We start from the raw sequence: 3,443 nt of genomic DNA, 5'->3' as shown, positions 1-3,443 counted from the left end.
TATATACTCCTAAAACTACAGAAAGAACTTCAGACTTTAAGCTGTATTAATACGATGATAGAATACAAGGAAGTTTCTCCACGTAAAGTATTTTATGGAGGGTGTTACAAAAATTCAAAATGTCGTTCTGAGCGAAGCGAAGAATCTCATACTTCTCTTCTCAAGCCAAAAGAACGAAAAAGAGAACCTTTGGACATCTTCCTTAGGATTACACGTAAAGGTAAGCTTAAGAAATTTTGAAACAATCTAATTATTTTTTGAAAGGAGATATTCTTCATTGGAGTTGATGTATCTGAAAACTCATTTACTGCCACAGTTTTATGTGAAAACAAGAAAGAAAATTTTGAAGAAGTTTAAGCAGTCAGATATGTTTATTACGATGAGCTAATTAGAATAATAAAAAAGAGTATAAAAGAACATGAGAAAGAAATAAAAGAATAAAAAAAATAAAAGAATTGTCTAAAAAGAATTATCATCAATAAGGTTTAACAAATACTGCAGAGAATTATACGATAGGTTAGTAAGTAAAAGTAAAAAATTAGCATTAGTGGCTGTAGAACGTAAGTTATTAAGGCAGGCGTATGGTGTATTAAAAAGCAAAAAACCATTTGATGAAAATTTTTGCACTTGACGTTTAACATAGAACATTCTGAGCGAAGCCAAGTATCTCTTATTTTTTTGAATTTCTCACCTGAAGTATACTTCTTTTTCATTAAAACATTCAAATATCTTAATATTTACAAAAAACCCTATTAAGTTAGTGTTTGACAACTTTATATTTTTTGTATTGAATATATGCAAATATATTTTTGTAGGAGGTTAGTATTATGAGAAAAGTTTTAGCATCAGCGGCAATTCTTGCAGTGGCAGGGTCTGCAATGGCAACAAACGGAGATAACATGATAGGCGTTACTCCAGCATCTCAAGCAATGGGTGGCATTGGCGTTGGTATGCCAATTGGTTCCGTTGATTCAATCTTTAGAAACCCAGCATGGATGAACTCAGAAAAAGGCTTTACTGTAAGCTTTGGTGGTATTTTATTTATGCCAGATGTTAAGGGAAGAATGAATATGGGACCAGGTATGGATTCAGGTTATGTTTCCTCAAGAGCTAACTTCTTTACTGTACCAGAGATAGGAATTACAAACAGAATAAATGATCAAGTGGTAGTTGGTATTGCTGCATACGGTGTTTCTGGTATGGGTGTAGATTATAGGAATAAAGACCCACTATTGTCAAATATGCATACGACTTTACAGTTTATGAGAATTATTCCAGCTGTTTCTTATCAAGTAAACCCTAATTTATCTGTTGGTGTAGGGCTTGATTTAGCATATGGTTCTCTTGATATGGGTGCTACAATGCCATTTGGTAACGCTAGTGGCGGTCAATCATCTTCTTATGGCATAGGTGCACGGTTAGGTATAGGCTATAAAATTGGAGATTTGACATTAGGTTTTAACTATCAATCTCCTGTTTCTTTGAAATATAAGCACGTATTTGATAGCGATGGCGATGGTTCATATGAAGACCTAAAATTACAACAACCTCAAGAGGTTGCGGCTGGTATTGGTTATAGAGTATTACCAAACTTAAAAGTAGGTTTAGATTTAAGATGGATCAACTGGTCTGATGCAGATGGTTATAAACAATTTAAATGGAAAGACCAAACTGTTGTAGCAGTTGGTGGTGAATATCAAGTAAATCTAGCATTAAAATTAAGAGCTGGTTATAACTATGGTAAATCTCCAATAAGAAGTTATTCTGGATTAGATGTAACAAATCGAACAAATAATATACCTAATTTTACCGGGTCGTTCACAGACTTTGACGTTCAATGGTTTAATTTAATTGGTTTTCCGGCGATTACAGAACACCATATATCATTTGGTGGAAGCTATCAATTTACAAAAAACTTTGCAGTCGACTTAGCATATGTACACGCATTTGAGAAAAAAGTTGAATCAACGGGAACTGGAGGAACGCCTCTTGTTGGAGCTAAAAACTCACAAAATGAAATTGGTATAGCTTTAAGATGGTCATTCTAAGGTATTGGAGGTGGGGAGTTATGAATAAATTGGCAGTTTTAGGGACGGTTTTGTCCCTTTCTTTTTCAAGCTTTGCAGCAGAACCCTGGATGAGTCCAAAGTGGACAGAGCAGTTTTGTGAGTACTGGAACAAAAACATGCAAACTGTCATGGCAGAATGGGCAGAATATAACGTAAATAAACAAAAAGGCTATAAAACAATCCAATTTTACAGAGAAGATTGTAACCCACCTAAAAAGGTAGAAGTTAGAATTAAGTATGAAAACGGGAAAGCGGTATGTATATATGGCGGTGAAGCTAAGGACCCAAATCCAGAGTTTGTTATGAATGCAACAGATGAAAACTGGAAGTCTTTAGCAAAAGGTGAATTTGGATTTATGGGAATGGGTATTATGAAAAAGATGACATTCCAAGGTTCTAAAGTGGAAGCAATGAAATTTATGGAACCTTTCAAATCTTTCTTAATTGGTCTTGGAAAAGTTCCTCATACAGATGCTTGCCCATAATATCTTTAAAATATCCCGAGGCTTTAAAAGGTCTCGGGAGTCTAAATTTTCATTGATTGATTTGTTGAGCTACAGACAAGAATCTCTGTCTAACAATAATCCATAAACAAAATGCACTAAGTCACTGAAATTAAAAATATTGCAATCAAAAAGTAATTAAATCTCCTAAACCAATCTATGATTAAGCTATAATAATATTTTGAATCAGCAGTATTTCTATATGCTTTGGGTGGGAATTTATGGTTTTTGTAAAATTTAGATAGGAAAGGTCTAACTATAAGCATTAGAAAAAAGACAACCTTATTCGTCATTCTGCAGCCGGCGGAATCTTCTGATTTATTGAATTTCTCACCTGACGTATATTATTTACATATGCTAAAAAATTATAATATCTTCCCAAAACAGAGGTTGATTTATGAAAAAAATATTTTTAATTTTTGCGATTTTCTTAGTATCAATAGCTTTAATTTACTTTTACAACAAAAGCAAAAACGGATATGAAACTTATAAGCTTGAGAAAAAAGAGGTTGTTAAATCTATTTATGCTTCCGGATATATAGATAGTGAAAATAGCGTAATAGTTAAATCAGAAGTTTCTGGCTACGTTGAAAAAATATACGTAAAGGAAAACGACCAAGTAAAGAAAGGTCAAATCCTTGCGAAAATATCCAATCCTACACTTTATGAAAATCTAAAAGATATAGAGTTTCAAGCACAGCTTGTCAAACAAAAACTTTCTGAAAATTCAGATTTTAGAAAGCAGTTTATTGAAAATATAGAAATAAAAAAAGCAAACTATGAAAATCTTTTAAAGGTTTACGAGAGAAGAAAAAATCTATTTGAGAAAGGATTGATTCCAAAAGAGCAGTTTGATGAGGTGGCTAAAAAT

At 32.9% G+C, this 3,443-nt stretch carries 3 protein-coding genes and 1 pseudogene; all 4 read left to right on the top strand.

The window, feature by feature from the left end; all coding sequences use genetic code 11:
• Positions 1–469: 469 nt before the first annotated feature.
• Positions 470–631, top strand: a pseudogene (locus SULYE_RS08790) (IS110 family transposase); the annotation flags it as partial.
• Positions 632–827: 196 nt separating this feature from the next.
• Positions 828–2,048 carry an OmpP1/FadL family transporter gene (locus SULYE_RS07105; RefSeq protein WP_007547942.1) on the top strand — a complete coding sequence of 407 codons (1,221 nt, stop codon included), beginning with the start codon at positions 828–830 and terminating at the stop codon, positions 2,046–2,048.
• Between the two features lie 20 nt (positions 2,049–2,068).
• The gene (locus tag SULYE_RS07100; RefSeq protein ID WP_007547941.1) at positions 2,069–2,554 is read left to right on the top strand and encodes an SCP2 sterol-binding domain-containing protein; all 486 of its coding nucleotides are present in this window, start codon (positions 2,069–2,071) and stop codon (positions 2,552–2,554) included.
• Between the two features lie 415 nt (positions 2,555–2,969).
• A partial coding sequence (locus tag SULYE_RS07095; protein ID WP_007547939.1) for an HlyD family secretion protein occupies positions 2,970–3,443 on the top strand: 474 nt, incomplete at its 3' end.

Source organism: Sulfurihydrogenibium yellowstonense SS-5 (assembly GCF_000173615.1).
Lineage (GTDB): Bacteria > Aquificota > Aquificia > Aquificales > Hydrogenothermaceae > Sulfurihydrogenibium > Sulfurihydrogenibium yellowstonense.
This window is presented reverse-complemented; position numbering and strand designations above follow the sequence as displayed.